Annotated in this window: 14 protein-coding genes, 2 tRNA genes, 1 rRNA gene and 1 pseudogene; 3 read left to right on the forward strand and 15 right to left on the reverse strand. The window is 49.2% G+C overall.

Going from position 1 to position 15,249, the window contains the following annotated elements:
• Positions 1-197 precede the first annotated feature (197 nt).
• A tRNA-Arg gene (locus tag AC0YN4_RS27010) sits at positions 198-274 on the forward strand.
• A 271-nt stretch (positions 275-545) separates the two neighbouring features.
• Here AC0YN4_RS27010 and AC0YN4_RS27015 read toward each other — a convergent pair.
• Positions 546-1,046, reverse strand: a complete 501-nt coding sequence (locus tag AC0YN4_RS27015) for an RNA polymerase sigma factor (protein WP_475837278.1) — start codon at positions 1,044-1,046, stop codon at positions 546-548.
• A 442-nt stretch (positions 1,047-1,488) separates the two neighbouring features.
• Here AC0YN4_RS27015 and AC0YN4_RS27020 point away from each other — a divergent pair, with 442 nt between their 5' ends.
• Both AC0YN4_RS27020 and AC0YN4_RS27025 read left to right on the forward strand, forming a co-directional pair.
• Positions 1,489-2,031: a GNAT family N-acetyltransferase gene (locus AC0YN4_RS27020; RefSeq protein ID WP_475837279.1), complete on the forward strand. Its 543-nt coding sequence runs from the start codon at positions 1,489-1,491 to the stop codon at positions 2,029-2,031.
• A 368-nt stretch (positions 2,032-2,399) separates the two neighbouring features.
• Positions 2,400-2,525 (forward strand): annotated as a pseudogene (locus AC0YN4_RS27025) (hypothetical protein); the annotation flags it as partial.
• Positions 2,526-2,845: 320 nt separating this feature from the next.
• Here AC0YN4_RS27025 and AC0YN4_RS27030 read toward each other — a convergent pair.
• The 14 genes from AC0YN4_RS27030 to rrf form a co-directional block, all read right to left on the reverse strand.
• Positions 2,846-3,442, reverse strand: a complete 597-nt coding sequence (locus tag AC0YN4_RS27030; protein WP_475783651.1) for a Gmad2 immunoglobulin-like domain-containing protein — start codon at positions 3,440-3,442, stop codon at positions 2,846-2,848.
• 136 nt (positions 3,443-3,578) lie between these two features.
• A complete protein-coding gene (locus tag AC0YN4_RS27035) occupies positions 3,579-5,054 on the reverse strand; it encodes a methyl-accepting chemotaxis protein (RefSeq protein WP_475837280.1) in 1,476 nt (491 codons plus the stop codon).
• A 43-nt stretch (positions 5,055-5,097) separates the two neighbouring features.
• On the reverse strand, positions 5,098-6,171 hold the full coding sequence (locus AC0YN4_RS27040; protein ID WP_475783649.1) for a hypothetical protein: 1,074 nt from the start codon (positions 6,169-6,171) through the stop codon (positions 5,098-5,100).
• 160 nt (positions 6,172-6,331) lie between these two features.
• Positions 6,332-6,484 (reverse strand): small acid-soluble spore protein P, encoded by a 153-nt coding sequence (locus AC0YN4_RS27045; protein ID WP_475783648.1) that lies wholly within the window; start codon positions 6,482-6,484, stop codon positions 6,332-6,334.
• A gap of 32 nt (positions 6,485-6,516) precedes the next feature.
• Complete coding sequence (locus tag AC0YN4_RS27050) at positions 6,517-6,693, reverse strand: hypothetical protein (RefSeq protein ID WP_192043408.1); 177 nt, start codon at positions 6,691-6,693, stop codon at positions 6,517-6,519.
• Between the two features lie 63 nt (positions 6,694-6,756).
• Positions 6,757-7,104 carry a hypothetical protein gene (locus tag AC0YN4_RS27055; RefSeq protein WP_475783647.1) on the reverse strand — a complete coding sequence of 116 codons (348 nt, stop codon included), beginning with the start codon at positions 7,102-7,104 and terminating at the stop codon, positions 6,757-6,759.
• 125 nt (positions 7,105-7,229) lie between these two features.
• Positions 7,230-7,318: transfer RNA gene (locus AC0YN4_RS27060), tRNA-Ser, on the reverse strand.
• Between the two features lie 110 nt (positions 7,319-7,428).
• On the reverse strand, positions 7,429-8,709 hold the full coding sequence (gene serS / locus AC0YN4_RS27065; protein WP_475783646.1) for a serine--tRNA ligase: 1,281 nt from the start codon (positions 8,707-8,709) through the stop codon (positions 7,429-7,431).
• 120 nt (positions 8,710-8,829) lie between these two features.
• Positions 8,830-9,420 (reverse strand): pyridoxal 5'-phosphate synthase glutaminase subunit PdxT, encoded by a 591-nt coding sequence (gene pdxT, locus AC0YN4_RS27070; RefSeq protein ID WP_475783645.1) that lies wholly within the window; start codon positions 9,418-9,420, stop codon positions 8,830-8,832.
• 23 nt (positions 9,421-9,443) lie between these two features.
• Positions 9,444-10,325 (reverse strand): pyridoxal 5'-phosphate synthase lyase subunit PdxS, encoded by an 882-nt coding sequence (pdxS, locus tag AC0YN4_RS27075; RefSeq protein WP_475783644.1) that lies wholly within the window; start codon positions 10,323-10,325, stop codon positions 9,444-9,446.
• 146 nt (positions 10,326-10,471) lie between these two features.
• Complete coding sequence (locus AC0YN4_RS27080; protein ID WP_475783643.1) at positions 10,472-11,755, reverse strand: D-alanyl-D-alanine carboxypeptidase family protein; 1,284 nt, start codon at positions 11,753-11,755, stop codon at positions 10,472-10,474.
• A gap of 162 nt (positions 11,756-11,917) precedes the next feature.
• A complete protein-coding gene (gene guaB, locus AC0YN4_RS27085) occupies positions 11,918-13,375 on the reverse strand; it encodes an IMP dehydrogenase (protein ID WP_475783642.1) in 1,458 nt (485 codons plus the stop codon).
• Between the two features lie 146 nt (positions 13,376-13,521).
• Positions 13,522-14,796 carry a putative glycoside hydrolase gene (locus AC0YN4_RS27090; RefSeq protein ID WP_475837281.1) on the reverse strand — a complete coding sequence of 425 codons (1,275 nt, stop codon included), beginning with the start codon at positions 14,794-14,796 and terminating at the stop codon, positions 13,522-13,524.
• A 141-nt stretch (positions 14,797-14,937) separates the two neighbouring features.
• Positions 14,938-15,054 (reverse strand): 5S ribosomal RNA (gene rrf, locus AC0YN4_RS27095).
• Positions 15,055-15,249: the final 195 nt, after the last annotated feature.

Raw genomic sequence — 15,249 nt, forward strand, 5'->3', positions numbered from 1 at the left:
TTCATTATATATGGTGCATGCTATTAATTTTGTAAAATCTTGTCGACACTTCTCCCCGATAATGGGGTAAAGTTTCGACAGTTTTCATCAGAAAATCCTTTTATCAGGACTATTTTCTCACTGTTATACAGCCTCAATAGGACTAATAGACTTGCTTGCACCCGATTTGGCATTCATGCTATTATTATCCTTGCCGCGCGCCCGTAGCTCAGCAGGATAGAGCGACAGTTTCCTAAACTGCAGGTCGTACGTTCGAATCGTATCGGGCGCGCCATTTCATACAAATCCGCTTTGCATCTGCGTATGTTCAAACGTAAATGAAGCGATAGGCTTGGCGTAAGGCACAACGTCTACAACGAACTTTCTAACGAACTATCCGCCAAGGTTGGCATGTAATAGAAGAGGAATTAGTCAAAGACTCCTGCGTATACCGCAGGAGTCTTTTTTATACTTGCTCGGGAAAACGAATTAAATCCCCTTGCAATGTATACCATTTAGGTTAATTGGGGCTGCATGCTCCATTGCCTGGAAGGAGTTGTCCCATTTTAGTAAGCAGGCTCCATATCGCGCGATATCGCCAGAAGCTTCTTCTTGGCGCGATGAATTTGCGTCTTCACGGCACCGATCGATATTTTTTGGATCGATGCCAACTGTTTGTAGGTCAGTCCGTAGCCATATACAAGCAGCAGCATCTTCCGCTGCTCCGGCTTCAAGCCATTTAGCAGCACCTCGTACTCGTCCAAGTTTTCTAAGCAACGCTCTATTCCCCCGTCGACGGCACCCGAAATGATCTCTATGCGATCGTGCGAGAATTCCTGTCTTCTGACTCTTTGCCTATACAGATCGATCGCGGTATTTCTGGAGATGACATTGAGCAATGCCTCTTGAATGTCATCGACCTTCTGGGTGTTAAACCCCCGGAAGATTTTGATAAACGTTTCTTGTACCGCGTCTTGAGCCAGAAAGTGATCCCGCAAAATGGAGTAGGCATAATAATAAAAGCGTTTATAGTGCTTCTGATATAGCGCGTTGAACACATCGTTCATTATTTCTTCCCTCCTTTCTGTCATATCCCTTAACATTCAGCACGCTTCGATGGGCTGCAATCTTTTCGATAAAAGCTTCCGTTTACTCGTTCAATACAGTCGTAATCCGGTTCTGAATCAAGTTTGCCGCTTCTTCCGCAGACTTCTGTCCGCCGTAGAGAATGTCGTAGTTGTCCACTTGCCTTCCATAGATTGAGAATAAGGCAGGCGCATTAAGAAAAGGGTAGGAAAAAGTTTAAATTTATCTTAAGTGGTCTATTTTTCTTCTATATAATTTTGTAAACAACCCTCAAAACAGGTACAATTCATACGTTCGAATCGTACGGGGTGCGCTATTCTTAAAAGCCACATTGCAGGTTTTTTGTTTTATATCACGAACATTCCTGACAGGCAAATTGCTTCAGGCGGTGAATGGGCAGACAGAATCAGGAGGCAAATGACGATGAATGTTACGGGTGACCGCGTATATATTCGTTTCTTAGAGGTTCAGGATGCAGAAGCATTACTTGATATGCAAGTGAGAAACCGCGAATTGTTTCAGAAGTATTCTCCCCTCTTCGCAAGTGATTTCTACACGCTTGAATCGAAACGTCAGTCTATTAGCGATTCGATCAAGCAGCGCGAAGAAGATAAGAAATATAACTTCGGGATCTTCCTCAAGGAATCCGACACTTTGATCGGCAGCGTGTCCCTTAACCAAATCTATCGCGGTCCGCTTCAGCGGGGCATGATTGGTTATCAATTGGACGGGCACTATAACGGCAAGGGACTTATGACAGAAGCTGTCTCGTTAACCGTCGCATTTGCATTTCATGAACTTCACTTACATCGCATTGATGCAGGTGTAATGCCGAGTAATACAGGTTCAATGCGCGTCTTAGAAAAGGCAGGCTTCCATAAAGAAGGTATTGAGCGACGTGGCGTAAAGATCAATGGCCAATGGGAAGACCACCAAATCTTCGCGATCCTATCCGAACATAACTAGCATGAGCTGCCTCGCTTGTGTGCCATAATTGAAATACAAAAGAACCGCAGCTGTGTGCGGTTCTTTTTTGTGCGAATAGCTATTTGGTAGCCACGAAGCTTCAAGGGTCCCACTAATCACCGCATTCAGAATTGTAACGGTTGTGACAGTGGCTATTTCACATAAAAAGCCGGGTTTTATACGCTAACGGTTGCCAATGAGCTTATATGATCAATTTTCAGTCGGAATCAACCCTTTTACTGCATATAACCTCTGTCACAACCGTTAGCGGTTTAAAAGTCCAATTTTTCATGAAATAGGCTCGCTGACAACCGTTACAAATTCCGGCTCTAGCCGTCTTGTTACTATCTTGATCCCGCAAACAAGGCGGACACGGCCTAGGCCTTGCCATCGCCAAATCCATTACCGATCAGCATAAAGGAAAGATTACGGCGCGGGCAAATAAGTCCAGCCACACTTCTAAAAAGCTGCCTTTTGTGCAACATTTCAACTGATATTAAGGCTTCGTAGAGGAAATGCTGCATTTATTGCAGCAATTTCTTCTCAAATCGCCTAATATCTGCTCATTCCCTTCGAAATGTTGCATATTGTGCAACAATAATCTGCAGTAACCTCAAATTGGGTAATAATGTTGCCTTTCCTGCAGGAAATAAAAGCGGTTCGTATCCTTCCCAGATTGGATTGCTTCACCAATAGACAAGAGTAGCCACCGAAATAACCGGTGTAGTTAACGAGCCTTTCCAAAAACAAAGAGAACTCATTGGCGTATGAGTTCTCTTTGTTTTGTTCACTCTTAACCGACGCGACCAACAGCTCACTCCATAAACGTCTCAAGTGGGAAATTGAGCACGTTTACCTTACCGCCGTCCTTCGCGCTATACTCGAAGATCTGCAGCATCAAGGTTCCGTTCTTCGGCAGCTTATTCGCTGGAATCACAATACTCAGCTCAAAGGTCGACCAAGCCGGCGCGCCTTCAGGAAGCATGTAGTTCTTCTCCAGCAAGTAGTTGTGCCCGTCCTCCACAGCATAATTCATCATCGCCTCGAACACTCTCGCCTCGCCGGTTACCTTGTACTTGCCCCCGCTCCCGGAGACCTCGACGTTGCGAAACGCATTATTTTGCGCAGACGTTTCGCCGGTACCGTACGAAATCTCCACCTGTCTCAGCGTGTTGTTCCACTCTACACCTGCACCCAGTAAATCACCGACTGCTCGCAGCGGCACATAGGTGCTGCCCTTATAATTCATAACTGGCAGGCTCTCATCTTCATAGGTTGTACCGTTCACCACAATCGGGTAAGCGGCGTCCCCGAGCACATATTGCTTCACCGCTGCACCTACTGTCGGCATGGCAAGCATGATCATACTTCCGGTTAATGCACCGACTATGAATCCGCGGATATGTTTCATCGCCTTCACACTCTTTTCATGGGCAACGCCCGATTTGGACTACCGATAGTACATCCTATGCGGGGACATCGACACTTACCCTACCCATGCAAAAAAGCCCCCAACATCACAACGTAATGTTGAAGGCTTCCTCCATCTAACTCACCAGCGACTGTACAGAACCACTCGCCTCTTTGATCCGCTGCAGCGTACGCTCGTTCTGCTCCGCGAGCGTAGTAATCGTTGCGGACAGCTCCTCCATAGTTGCGGAGGACTGCTGGCTAACCGCAGCCACATTCTCCGTCGCGCTCTCGATCGAGCTGCTTGCACCGCGGATCGCGGTCATAGTGTCGCGATAATGCTCCAGCGACTGTGCAAGCTGCTCCACCGTTTGACGCACGACCACGAACGCTTCACGCATATCCGTCGTAATCCGGCTGCTGGATGCCATCTGATGGCCAATCCCGTTCATGAGGCCGCGCGTAGCATCGGCTTGATTCTGCATGCTCTCGAGCTGCTCCGAGATCGCATCTGCCGTCCCGGCTGAGAGCTCAGCCAGCTTACGCACCTCGCCTGCTACAACTGCGAAACCACGGCCGGACTCCCCGGCTCTAGCCGCTTCGATGCTTGCGTTAAGCGCAAGCAGGTTCGTTTCGCTTGCGATCCGGACGATCGATTCCGTAAACTCACTGACGTGCCCGATTACCCCATCCAGTGCCGCCATCTGCTCGGACATCCCTTTAACCGAGAGCTGGAACTGCGAGATGGTCTCGTAAAGCTCGTCCATTTTCTCGCCGCCGCTCGTTGTTGAACTGTTGGCTGTTGTTGACTGGGCTTCCAGCTGATAAAGCGAATTGTCCATCGTCTCCAGCCGCACATGCGTTTCTTGCACCAATCTCGAAATATCGGAGGTAGAGGAAGCCTGCGTATTCGCGCCTTCCGTAATCTCTTGGAAAGCATGCGTCATCTCGCGGAACGAGGCTTGATTGGCTTCACTGGCTTCTGTAATTTGCATCAGATTGCTTGCAATCGACTCCACCTGCGCAAGCAATTGCTCTCTCTGAGCGGTCTGCTGCTTCGTTACCACTTCAGACTGCGCACGCATCGTTTCCATTTGAGCCGCGAAGTACTTCCCCGCTTGAACAAGTGCAATCAGAAGCGCGCTCACAAGCCCGAAGTACACGAAGATCCCAATTGCCGTACTGGAACTCAGCTGCTCGCCAAGCTTCGGACCTTGTACAATTAACACGTAGATGTTCATGAACAATCCGATACTGAGTCCTAACAGCAAGGGCGTCCATCTCATATAAATAACCGCAATGGCTACAATGTAATAGACCGAGAAGAAATTCGTAATCGATACGACATCGAACATAAGATAAAGTGTCAGTGCCGCGCTCCCGCCGACAGCGACATAAGGGAATATGTGCATACCCGCCTTGCGAGTCAGCATAACCCCAAGAACCGCGAGCAGCACGACGGAAATAGCAAGAATCATCCATTTACCCGCACCTGGAATTAAATTCAGCGCCATAACGCTGCCAACCGAAATAACCGATGACGCGATCAAGCCCATAAATACAATACGATTCCGATAAAATAAATCCGCGACCTGCAATTCTGACTGTGTCATCCTTCCAACCCCTACCCGATCTCAAAGTAGGATTAAACCCGTTCTACGAACCGCTTGGCAAGCCCAGCATCTCCTGAATCTTCTCTACAGGCACCGCGTCTTTCGGCAGCTCATACTCAAATTTAATCTCCTTATTTATATCGTCCAAGGAGAGGTCGAAATGAATGCCCAGCTTCATCCCTTGTGCGGAATCTGTCGATTCGATATTCATATCCAAGCCTTCATACGTCAAATATTCGTCCGTAATCCCGCCGGTAACGTCCAGTTGGTTGATCTTGATCGATTTCTTCATTTCGTCGACAGCCGCTTTGACCTTACCGTCCTCTTTCCCCTCCAGCTCCTTCTTGGCAGCCTCAAGATCGGCCTTCGTAAGCTTGAACAGCTTCATATAAGCCTCATTATTGAGCAAAATATCAATGATCTGAGGCGCCGCCTTCTCCATAATCGCCGTCCACGCCGCTTCAACATTCTTCTCGTTGATCGAGAAACGAACGAGCTGATCGACTTTATGATCGGCAGCCAAACCTTTCACATCCGCAGCTTCAGGCTCGCTGAAGTACGTTTTCTCATCCAAGCTGTCTACCAGTGCTTTCAGGAGGTCCTGTCCCACCTGCGGGGAGGCTGCAACATCGGCAGCGCCTTGTTCCTGCTCAAGCTTCTTCATATCAATTTCCACGAATTTGCCTGCAATCGTCTCCGGCAGCGGAAGCCCCGGAATTTGCGGTACCTTAATCCATGTTTTATCTTCTGTAATGATCATTGGAATCGATGCGTTGATTTTCACATCGCCGCTGCCAAGCGTAACATCCATCGTCAGCTCTGCACGCATAGGCGATTTTTGAACCGAACCGTGTACATTAATGACGGTCCCCTTCAAGAAGGAGAGCATCATCGACGTCATGGCCGAATTCGCATTCCCAGCAGCATCCGCTGCCGCCGGAGGCAGCACCAAATCGTTGAAGGTCAATGTTCCTTTATATGTCATGCTGGTTGCTTTCTGATTGTTGGCCATCGCATCCATCATCGCTTCTTTCGGTGACGCCGCTGAGCTGCACCCCGCCAGAACGGCAAGCGAAGCCACGAGCAGCGCGGCTGTTCCCCGTTTCAATACTTTCATTTCAGAACCCCTCTCCTCATATGAGCACCTTCAATTTTACCCCATCCCGTCCCAATCCGAAAGGTTAAAATCATGGCATGCCCGCACGCAAAAAGCCCCCGTCTACCGGTGAATCTCCGGCTTCCGAGGGCTGAACGTGGATTGTTATACGAGCTGCAGCTTATCCTTCTGGATTATTGTGGCTCACATGATTAGCCTGCTTCGTCTTCTTCGAGCCGCTATGAGGCGCTTGTTGACTTGAACCGCCTGAACGCGACTTGGAGTCGTTGTTCTCAAAGGGATTAGGTACAGGAACATTCTTGGGTTTACCCATTACAAAAGCACCTCTCTAATCAAATAGTCGGGTTAACTCCGGGAATGAAACAGATCCGATGGTTCATCATGGTTCAATTGATCCTGATGCCTGCGATCATTCGTATCCTGCTGCAGCTGCTGCGCATGATGGCTGTTAACAGGGTTCTGATCTAAGTCTTCTACGACATTGCTTAAGTTTTTATCTGCGGTACCTTTAGCCTTCGTCATCGCTTGTATCTCCTGCCTTTCGCTTGGCGTACAGCCCTTGCCGGGTGTTAGGCTCCACCTCCGTTAAGCATGCGTCAGCCCGTGCAGCGCCTGTGCGCACTCATGAATATGGCGGGTATAATCTTGCACGAGCTGTTGAATAATGTCCGTGCGTTCATCCACCGTACGTCCGTCTTTCTCCACATCAATTAAAGTCGTTTGAATTTCGCGGCTGTCCACATAGGTCACTTTAAAATCAAACGTGTACATCTGGTGTCCTGCTATATGAATCGTGACGCGTAGAGCTTTTGGATCGGCCTCATCCGGCAGAACCTCGGCGCGGTCTGCAGGTTGAATCGTTTCCTGCAGCGTACGCTGCCATGCTGCAGTCAGCTGCTGTTGATCAATCGACAACTCGTCGTGTTTGCTCATCGCTTACCACCTCCATGCCGATAATATGCGGTTTTGGCTGCCTTTTTATGCGGCTTGGAACGTGAAGCAAATAGGAAAAAAGCGCCCAAGCGAATGATCGCTTGAGCGCTGTGCTGTAAAAGTTATGGCGGAGAGGGTGGGATTCGAACCCACGTGGAGTTGCCCCCTAACGGTTTTCAAGACCGCCCCGTTATGACCGCTTCGGTACCTCTCCAATGTATAAAGTCACCTATTTCAAAAGGTCACAAGACATATTGTACCACAGACGAATTCGGATAAGCAACTCCAAATTACGCCTGCAGTCCAATAATAATGAAGCTCGTATTAACGTGGTCCGATAACGGCTAGTCCGCCCATGTAAGGGCGAAGCACTTCCGGTACAACGACTGTACCGTCAGCTTGCTGGAAGTTCTCCAGAATCGCTGCAACCGTACGTCCCACCGCAAGTCCCGAGCCATTCAGCGTGTGCACGAATTCCGGCTTGCTCTTCACTTCCGGACGGTAACGAATGTTCGCACGGCGCGCTTGGAAGTCCTCGAAGTTGGAGCAGGAGGAAATCTCACGGTATGTGCCGCCGCTTGGAATCCATACTTCAAGGTCGTACGTCTTCGCCGATGTGAAGCCCATATCGCCTGTGCAGAGCGTCAGTACGCGGTAAGGCAGGCCAAGCAGCTGCAGCACTTTCTCAGCGTTTGCAGTAAGCTTCTCGAGCTCTGCATAGGAGTCCTCAGGCTTAACCAGCTTCACCAGCTCGATCTTGTTGAACTGATGCTGGCGGATAAGACCGCGCGTATCGCGTCCGGCTGAACCGGCTTCCGAACGGAAGCAAGCGCTGTAAGCTACGAAATTCTTCGGCAGATCTTCGGCAGACAGAATTTCTTCGCGGTGAATATTCGTCACAGGTACTTCTGCTGTTGGAATCAGATAATACTCGGTATCCGCAATCTTGAAGAGATCCTCTTCAAATTTCGGCAGCTGGCCGGTACCGATCAAGCTATCGCGGTTCACGATATAAGGCGGCAGCACTTCTTCGTAGCCGTGCTCATCACTATGTAAGTCCATCATAAAGTTAATCAATGCACGCTCCAGACGCGCCCCCAGACCGCGGTAGAACACGAAACGCGAACCGGTTACTTTCGCTGCGCGCTCGAAGTCCAGAATCCCCAGATCCTGTGCCACTTCAAAATGCGCCTTCGGTTCAAAATCAAACGCAGGCACTTCCCCATGACGGCGAATTTCCACGTTATCTTCTTCCGATGCACCAACAGGTACCGACTCATTCGGTACGTTCGGGATTGCGAGCATAAGATCCGCAATATCCGCTTCTGCTGCACGAATCTCTTCATCCAGCACCTTAATGCGGTCGCCAACTTCGCGCATCTCAAGAATAAGCGCTTCTGCATCTCCGCCGCTCTTCTTCAGCTTCGCAACCTCTTGCGAAACGGTGTTACGACGGTTCTTCAGCTGTTCCGTCTCCTGCAGCATATCGCGCCATTTGCCATCCAGCGCAGGGAACCCTGCGATCAAATCAAGCGACTTGCCGCGATTCTTCAGAGCTTGCTCTACTTTAGCATAATCATTGCGCATCAATTTAACATCTAACACGAAAGGTAACCCCTCTCTTTATCATTTTCATTTATTGCCTCTTGGAGCGTCCTTCATACGGACAGACATACCATGAGAGCCCAAACGGCAAAAAGACTGCGCATACGCAGTCTTTCTCCGTTATTCTTTAGCCGCAGCGGCCGCCGCTTCCTTCGCCATATCTAGGAAATACGCGTGCAGACGATAATCGTCTGTCAGCTCCGGATGATAAGACGAGGCCAGCAAATGCCCCTGGCGTGCCGTTACAATTTCACCGTTATATGTCGACAGGACGTCCACGTTTGGCGATACTTCTTTGATAAGCGGTGCACGGATAAATACCGCGCGCACCGTCTCATCGATTCCTTTAATCGGCAAGTCCGTCTCGAAGCTTTCGCGTTGACGACCGAATGCATTGCGAGCGACAGTCATGTCCATCAGCTGCAGATGCGCATCCTCTTGGCCTTCAATACGGTTAGCAAGTACGATGAGACCTGCACAGGTGCCGAAGATCGGCTTGCCTTGCTCGGAGAAATCACGAATCGCCTCGATAAAGCCGTAATGACGCATCAGCTTACCGATCGTAGTGCTCTCTCCGCCGGGAATGATGAGGCCGTCCAGCTCTTGCAGCTGTTCCGTCCGCTTTATAGCGACGCCTTCACCACCCGCGGCTTCTATGCTTCGTATATGTTCCGCAACGGCGCCTTGAAGCGCCAGTACACCAATCTTCATCGGTTCATGCCTTCTTTCCGGTATTACCAGCCGCGATCCTGCATACGCTCGGAAGGATTCAGCTTGGAAATTTCAATGCCTTTCATAGGCGTGCCCAAGTTTTTGGACACTTCTGCGATCAGCTTGTAATCCGTGTAGTGCGTTGTAGCTTCAACGATAGCACGGGCAAATTTCTCCGGATTATCGGATTTGAAAATACCGGATCCCACGAATACGCCGTCAGCGCCCAGATGCATCATCAATGCAGCATCGGAAGGTGTTGCCACGCCGCCTGCTGCAAAGTTTACTACCGGCAGCTTGCCTGTTTGATGAACATCCAGGAGCAGATCATAGTTTACGCCGAGGTTTTTAGCTTCTGCATACAGCTCGTCCTTCGACAAGTTCTGTACCTTACGGATTTGACCTGTGATCAAACGGATATGACGTACCGCTTCAACGATGTTGCCCGTTCCCGGCTCGCCTTTCGTACGCATCATAGCTGCGCCTTCTTGGATACGACGAAGGGCTTCCCCAAGATCCTTCGCTCCACATACGAACGGTACAGTGAACTCACGTTTGTCGATATGGAATACTTCGTCAGCCGGCGTGAGCACTTCGCTCTCATCGATATAGTCTGCACCCAGTGCTTCCAATACGCGAGCCTCTACATAATGCCCGATACGAGCTTTAGCCATAACCGGGATCGATACAACCTTCATTACTTCTTCAAGTATTGTCGGGTCTCCCATGCGGGCAACGCCGCCTGCAGCACGAATATCAGAAGGTACACGCTCAAGGGCCATAACAGCCGTTGCGCCTGCCGCCTCAGCAATCTTTGCTTGCTCAGCATTCGCAACGTCCATAATGACGCCGCCTTTTTGCATTTCAGCCATACCGCGTTTTACGCGTGAAGTTCCTGTTTCCATGTTCGTGAATCCTCCCAAAAAGTTTTTGCAATGTCATCCGTGAATGTGAATCGTTCCGGACTTGCTACTCTAACCAATAATTTTACATCATAGTAGAAAAATCGACAACCATCAATTCAAAGTAAACGGGTTGCCTATTCATTTATCTAGAACAAATCAACGATCCCTTTGAACAAGCCGGAGATAAAGCCACCAAGTGCGCGGAACATCAGGCGCCACCAGCTGGCCTTCTTCACTTCCTCGGAAGTAATCAGCTTCACTGTTTTCTCGATGGACTTGCCCGTATCCGGATCTTTATACGCGTACGTAGCTGTGCCAACTTCTTGACCGTTTGCAATCGGAGCTACAAGCTCATCTTCCGATTTCAGCGTTACGTTCTTCAGCTCAATGCTAGGCGTTGCATTTTTTTTCACGAGGTAAGTCACGTCGGACGCCGTCATGATCGGCACTTCCTTCTTTTTACCCTTCTTTATTTTGACCGTCTTTGCCGTTTCTACAACCGTCTTCGGCGCAACAATCGTCTTTTTCTCAAAATTATTAAATCCGTAGTCGAACAATTTCGCCGTTTGGACGAATCGCGCGGATTTAGAAGCCGCATCCATGACAACCGAAATCAATCGCAAGTCGCCGCGTTTCGCCGTTCCTGTGAAGCAATAACCTGCCGCACCGATATAGCCGGTTTTCATCCCGTCCACACCCGGATAGGCAAATTGCTTAAACGATTGCACGTTCTTGTTCGATTCCAGCATCCAGTTGAGATTAATCATGTCCGTCTTGTCACGCTCACGGAATCTGTAGCTTGGCGTGCTTGAGAATTCAAGGAATTCAGGGTGCTTCTTTACCAGAATGCTTGCGAATTTAGCCAAATCGCCTGCCGAAATAACAGTCGTCTCTGCTAGACCCGTCGCACTTGTAAAATTAGCCGTTGTCAGTCCAAGCGCCTTCGCCGTCTCGTTCATCTTGGCAACAAATGCTTGCTCTGTTCCCGAAATGTGGTCGGCAAGAGCAATTGTAGCGTCATTAGCGGACTGAACAGCCATCGCCATATATAAATCTTTGACCGAATGTACGTCCCCTTCAGCCAAGTAGATTGCGGAACCATCAGGAGGAATGTCTGAAGCTTCCTTCGAAGTCGTTACCATGTCTGTCAGCTTCAAGCGACCTGCTGTAATCTCTTCCAGTACGAGATACTCTGTCATCAGCTTCGTCATACTTGCCGGCGGGTAAGCTTTATCGGCATTTACAGCATAGAGTACTTGTCCGGTATCTGCATCTATGAGGACAGCTGAACGAACTTCTATTCCCAGCGGATTCGGTGTCACTTCTGCGGCATAAGTAGTGTGGGAACCTAAATTAACAGTGAGCATCGTAGCAATTACAGTCGCGCAAATGGTCGGTACAAAGCGTACCCAGCCCTTTTTCGGTTTCAACGTCTTCTCTCCTCTTCTATCATTCATTCTCTCTAGTATTGTAACACAAAGAGAGCTGTTACCAAAAAAGAAAGACAGGAAAACGGTGAATCCCACCATCTTCCTGCCGGGCAGTTCTACTTTACTAATGCTAGGAAAATATAAGCGCCGCAGTAACTCTGATTACAACGAGTAGTTTGGTGCTTCTTTCGTGATTTGAACATCATGCGGATGGCTTTCACGCAGGCCTGCGTTCGTAATCCGCACAAATTGCGTGTCGTTCTTCAGCGCTTCGATATTCGCAGCGCCGCAGTAGCCCATGCCGGAACGAAGTCCGCCGATAAGCTGGTGAACCGTATCTGCCAATGGTCCTTTGTAAGCAACGCGGCCTTCAATACCTTCCGGAACGAGCTTGTTCTCGTTCTCTTGGAAGTAACGGTCCTTACTGCCTTCTTTCATCGCGCCGATAGAGCCCATACCGCGGTATACCTTGAAGCGGCGGCCTTGATAGATTTCCGACTCGCCCGGGCTTTCTTCTGTACCTGCGAACAAGCTGCCGATCATAATCGCGCTTGCGCCGGAAGCGATAGCTTTCGTTACATCACCGGAATACTTGATACCGCCATCAGCAATGATCGGTACATTATATTCACGTGCAACCGAAGCACAATCGTAGATCGCCGTAATTTGAGGAACACCGATACCTGCGATAATCCGAGTCGTACAGATCGAACCAGGTCCCATACCTACTTTAATCACGGAAGCACCGGCTTGAATCAATTCACGTGTACCTTCCCCTGTTGCCACGTTGCCGGCCACAATAGTGAGGTCCTCGTATTTGCTGCGAAGCAAACGTACCATCTCAATAACGTTCTTCTGATGACCGTGCGCGGTATCAATGACAAGCACGTCAACACCGGCGTTAACAAGTGCTTCCGCACGTTCCGGCGTATCTTTTGCAATACCGACAGCAGCACCGCACAGCAAACGTCCTTGACGGTCTTTAGCCGATTGCGGGAATTGAATTGCTTTCTCGATATCTTTAATCGTAATAAGTCCTTTAAGTGTGTTGGTTTCATCCACCAAAGGCAACTTCTCGATTTTATGCTTCTGCAGAAGAACCTCTGCTTGCTGGAGCGTCGTGCCGACCGGAGCCGTAACCAGGTTTTCTTTGGTCATCACTTCGCTGATCTTGATGGAGTAATCATGAATGAAACGAAGGTCGCGGTTCGTAATGATCCCGACCAGCTTCTTATTCTGATCTACAACAGGTACACCGGAGATCCGGTATTTGCCCATCAGTTCTTCAGCATCGTACACATGGTGGTCAGCTGTCAGCGAGAAAGGATTGGTAATAACGCCGCTCTCCGAACGTTTAACACGATCTACTTCTTCTGCTTGTTGCGCAATAGACATGTTTTTATGAATAATACCGATGCCGCCTTCACGCGCCATAGAAATCGCAAGCTTAGCCTCTGTTACCGTGTCCATTCCCGCACTCATCAGCGGAATGTTCAGCTTCACATTCGGGCCAAGTGTTACAGATACATCTACTTCCCTCGGCAAGACTTCCGATTTACGCGGCACTAACAGTACGTCATCGAAGGTTAATCCTTCTTTGGCGAATTTATTTTCCCACACAGACTTGTTCCTCCTCTTGCAATTTACGTTCCCAAAACGAGCTTTCAAAAACCGCAGTTTTTGAATAGGCTCGCGTATATTATTGCAATATTAGCAGAGGGGTAGGGGGCTGTCAAGGCAAAGGGAGCAGGGGGAATTTGTCCATATTACGAACGATAATCATACTTGCAATTCGAACTCCACAGCAGAAATTCATGGATGCCTTGCTCGCGTGCAGCTTGGATTTGCTTATTCACCTGTGCGGCGCCGTATTGCTGATGCGGATGAACCCATCTTGCCGTAAAGCTTTGCAGCCAGGGTCGAATCGTTGCCGTCGACTCAATGCCGCTGCTCTGAATGATGGCATTTCGCCGTTTCGCATCCATCATTGCCTGCCTGATAATGGGGTAGGGATTGAGATCTGGCTGCTTTACTCCGTACATGCCTGTCGAATAATGCGATGGGTAGGTCATCGGTGATATGACATCTACTGCACTCGAAACCGCCCGCCACGATTGTCCGATCCCCATATCATTCGTAGAAGAGGTCACTAATCCGAACACATCAGCAGATATTCGGGCACCGGATTTATGCACGCTTGTCCTTCCCTGCCGGAGAAAATAAGCGATCACGTCCGACTTCGTTCTTCCTTCGCGATCTCCATACCGCACTTCACGATCCACCTTTGCCCCGTTATCGGGAAAACGCACATAATCGAATTGAATTTCATCAAAACCCTTAGCAGCTGCTTCCCCGGCAATCGCAGCGTTATATTGGCGCACTTGTTTCTGAAAAGGGTTGAGCCACGCCTTTCCTTGCACGTCTCTCCATACGCCTCCGCCTTGCTTCTGCAGCGCCATGCTCGGATGCATCTTTGCATAGAGCGGATCTTTGAAGGTGACGATTCTTCCGATGACATAGATGTGCTTGGCTTTGAGCTTTGCTATTAATCCTTCGATATCCGATATCGCCACATGACGGTCAGCCCCGATCGCATGCACAGCCGGCAGAGCGGAGTCGTAAGTCAATTGACCGTAATCATTCTTCACATCAATCACCATGGCGTTGAGGTCTGTCTTGTCTAACAAATCAATAAGGGCGTTCATCCGTTTCTTACTGCCTGCCACCCATCCGGATACATAAATACCGCGTACCGGCTGATCCGGCTTGTGAATTTTACGAGAGCCTGCAACAATGGATTGCTCGCTATTCGTAGTAGCTGTGCTTGTTAGGATCTTCGTTGTTGATTTCATGCTTGGGGCTAATCTGCTGTTATGTTTTACAGTCAGTTGTTGTAGATCGGTGTTGGTCTGACTTTGTTGCTTTAATGGAGGAAGACTGATGTGATCTTGTCGATCAACCGAATTGCACCCTGCACAGACGATCATTCCCGACAAAATCATCGTCATGCTCATCTTCTTCATACCGTCCTTCGCCATCATCAGCTAGCACCCCCAGTACGTTGAATGACTACGTTACCAGTAGTATGTGCCCGCCATTCCATACAATTGTGTAGGAGATATAACCAGCATTGGTAAAAACATAACAAAAAACCGACCGTATAATTACGGTCGGTTCATCGTGCTTGGCGACGTCCTACTCTCCCAGGACCCTGCGGTCCAAGTACCATCGGCGCTGGAGGGCTTAACGGTCGTGTTCGGGATGGGTACGCGTGGTTCCCCTCCGCCATCGCCACCAAACGGTGATCGCGTTAGCGATACATTGTACAAGGCTTGCGCCTTGAAAACTGGATACGAACCTTTGCGAAGGTTTTCATTAGCTGATGTTGTCCGAAGTTGAACATCCGAGCAGATGTTCGTAGGATAAGCCCTCGACCGATTAGTATTCGTCAGCTGCATGCATTGCTGCACTTCCACCTCGAACCTATCAACCTG

Source organism: Paenibacillus sp. J22R3 (assembly GCF_056269305.1).

Bases quoted from the DNA above. Each gene is read 5' to 3' on its own strand.
- pdxS (WP_475783644.1), bottom strand. From the start codon at position 10,325: ATGGAAACAGGAACTTCACGCGTAAAACGCGGTATGGCTGAAATGCAA.
- AC0YN4_RS27055 (WP_475783647.1), bottom strand. From the start codon at position 7,104: ATGAGCAAACACGACGAGTTGTCGATTGATCAACAGCAGCTGACTGCA.
- AC0YN4_RS27040 (WP_475783649.1), bottom strand. From the start codon at position 6,171: ATGAAAGTATTGAAACGGGGAACAGCCGCGCTGCTCGTGGCTTCGCTT.
- AC0YN4_RS27030 (WP_475783651.1), bottom strand. From the start codon at position 3,442: ATGAAACATATCCGCGGATTCATAGTCGGTGCATTAACCGGAAGTATG.
- AC0YN4_RS27015 (WP_475837278.1), bottom strand. From the start codon at position 1,046: ATGAACGATGTGTTCAACGCGCTATATCAGAAGCACTATAAACGCTTT.
- pdxT (WP_475783645.1), bottom strand. From the start codon at position 9,420: ATGAAGATTGGTGTACTGGCGCTTCAAGGCGCCGTTGCGGAACATATA.
- AC0YN4_RS27050 (WP_192043408.1), bottom strand. From the start codon at position 6,693: ATGACGAAGGCTAAAGGTACCGCAGATAAAAACTTAAGCAATGTCGTA.
- AC0YN4_RS27045 (WP_475783648.1), bottom strand. From the start codon at position 6,484: ATGGGTAAACCCAAGAATGTTCCTGTACCTAATCCCTTTGAGAACAAC.
- AC0YN4_RS27035 (WP_475837280.1), bottom strand. From the start codon at position 5,054: ATGACACAGTCAGAATTGCAGGTCGCGGATTTATTTTATCGGAATCGT.
- AC0YN4_RS27020 (WP_475837279.1), top strand. From the start codon at position 1,489: ATGAATGTTACGGGTGACCGCGTATATATTCGTTTCTTAGAGGTTCAG.
- AC0YN4_RS27090 (WP_475837281.1), bottom strand. From the start codon at position 14,796: ATGATGGCGAAGGACGGTATGAAGAAGATGAGCATGACGATGATTTTG.